This window comes from Escherichia sp. TW14182, from assembly GCF_000208525.1.
GTDB classification, from domain to species: Bacteria; Pseudomonadota; Gammaproteobacteria; order Enterobacterales; family Enterobacteriaceae; genus Escherichia; species Escherichia ruysiae.
In genome coordinates this window covers 1-1,544 of sequence record NZ_AEJZ01000412.1, presented here as the reverse complement: position 1 = coordinate 1,544, position 1,544 = coordinate 1, and the positions used below count along the sequence as shown (strand labels likewise).

At 48.6% G+C, this 1,544-nt stretch carries 4 protein-coding genes; all 4 read left to right on the top strand.

Translation table 11 applies throughout. The annotated features are described in order from the left end of the window. The first annotated feature begins 28 nt into the window (after window positions 1–28). The 4 genes from EQY_RS27550 (at window position 29) to EQY_RS0122630 (ending at window position 1,511) form a co-directional block, all read left to right on the top strand. Entirely contained in the window at window positions 29–199 is a 171-nt protein-coding gene (locus EQY_RS27550; RefSeq protein WP_502525945.1) for a replication-associated protein RepA4, read from the top strand. A 244-nt stretch (window positions 200–443) separates the two neighbouring features. Further along, the gene (locus EQY_RS0122640; protein WP_000451333.1) at window positions 444–716 is read left to right on the top strand and encodes a type II toxin-antitoxin system RelB/DinJ family antitoxin; all 273 of its coding nucleotides are present in this window, start codon (window positions 444–446) and stop codon (window positions 714–716) included. Next, window positions 703–1,008 carry a type II toxin-antitoxin system RelE/ParE family toxin gene (locus tag EQY_RS0122635; RefSeq protein WP_000535377.1) on the top strand — a complete coding sequence of 102 codons (306 nt, stop codon included), beginning with the start codon at window positions 703–705 and terminating at the stop codon, window positions 1,006–1,008. The genes EQY_RS0122640 and EQY_RS0122635 overlap by 14 nt, the downstream gene beginning before the upstream one ends. Before the next feature lie 155 nt (window positions 1,009–1,163). After that, window positions 1,164–1,511 (top strand): hypothetical protein, encoded by a 348-nt coding sequence (locus EQY_RS0122630; RefSeq protein WP_000124072.1) that lies wholly within the window; start codon window positions 1,164–1,166, stop codon window positions 1,509–1,511. Window positions 1,512–1,544 lie beyond the last annotated feature (33 nt).

The following is a 1,544-nucleotide window of genomic DNA, read 5'->3' as shown; positions in this document are numbered from 1 at the left end:
GTCTCCAGGATTCCCGGGGCGGTTCAGAATCCTAAACAGGCTCGCCACGTCGGATGCGTCAGCAAGTATCGCTGAACGCTTTACTAACACGCTCGTAAGCGGCTCTCACGACCCGCTAACGCGGAGATACGCCCCAACTGCGGCTTCGCCTTGTTGTGACCACTCCGACCGCGCACAAAAACCTCTGAGCCGCTTTTAGCGGGGTATGGCTTTACAGGGTGAAGAGATGGATAGGCAATCCCTTTCGATCCCTCATTGGTATCGGCGGCTAACCCTCAGTGCTACCTGTCATTTCATCCTGTCGCCTTACATGCGCTGACGCGCATAAATCCCCGTTCCTCAGTGGAACGAAAACTCACGTTAGCTGGGAAATATGCATCTTGTTTTGTAGTCCATTATGGACTACATTAGCAACACCAATGTTTGATTAATGAGGTGATGAGATGGAAACGTATATCCGTACTCGTGTTGATGATGTTCTTAAAAGCCAATTTGAAACTATCCTGCAAGATTGCGGATTATCTGTTAGCGCTGCATTGCGGTTGTTTGCGGAAAATGTTGTCCGTAATGAAGGGTTGCCATTTGAAATTACCCGTAAACCATCAGCTCGTTTGCGTGAATCCATCCGTCAAACCGAAGAACTGATGGCACAAGGGCGGCCAAGTTTTGAAAATGTTGGTGAGCTGATTGCGAGTATGAACAATGGGGAGCAATAAACGCGCACCGTTGCCTTACCGGACGGATCGCACTAAGAACTTTGAAAAGGCATGGAAACGCTATAACAAAAGCGGACGCTATGATATGCAGGCGGCTGCCGTAGCAATGAACCTTGTGACTAATCGTAATCCTGTTCCGGCTGAATATCGAGACCATGAACTTACTGGAGAGTGGGCTGGTTTCCGAGAATTGCATATTGGAGGCGATTTTCTACTGGTGTATCGCGTCGATGAAAAAAACGAGATTATTTATTTCACTGACCTTGGTACTCATGCTGAACTCTTTGAATAAAAATTACGTCACGCAATGACTGCCCTCCACGCTCACGGTATCAAGAAATCAGTCATTGTCCTGTACTCGAGTAGGCAGCCTGACGGCTGCGGCTTGTCATAGCCTGTAATTACCGTTATAAAAACAGACAATGTCATTGTTTTTCAGGTGGTTATATGGCCCGTTCAGCTAAACCTCGCAAACAAAAATCCGGCAAACAATCTTCCCGCTCAGTTCCCCGGTTGCAATGGCGGGTGGTTCCCTGCGCAGGCGGACCAGACAATGAAGCCGGTCTGTTTTTTCCCGACTTCGGCAGTGCCGCTGAGTACTGCATGGAAAAAGATATTCCGTACCTGTTTGAAGAAGATGCCACCGGCAATTATGAAACAACTGTATGGATAGTGGGTGAGCCCGACGGTAATGTCACCATGCTCCCCATGTCCTGGAAAAATTTCCTGTCCGTGTGCACGATACATCCCTTTATCTGTCCGGTGTGCGGCACCTCACATCTGCCTCCTGCGTAATTCATGCTTCCCCGTTTTGCCGACATTTTTCAG

What these genes read in the sequence shown, in the direction of transcription:
- EQY_RS0122640 (WP_000451333.1), top strand. Translation starts at nt 444, where the DNA reads ATGGAAACGTATATCCGTACTCGTGTTGATGATGTTCTTAAAAGCCAA.
- EQY_RS0122635 (WP_000535377.1), top strand. Translation starts at nt 703, where the DNA reads ATGGGGAGCAATAAACGCGCACCGTTGCCTTACCGGACGGATCGCACT.
- EQY_RS0122630 (WP_000124072.1), top strand. Translation starts at nt 1,164, where the DNA reads ATGGCCCGTTCAGCTAAACCTCGCAAACAAAAATCCGGCAAACAATCT.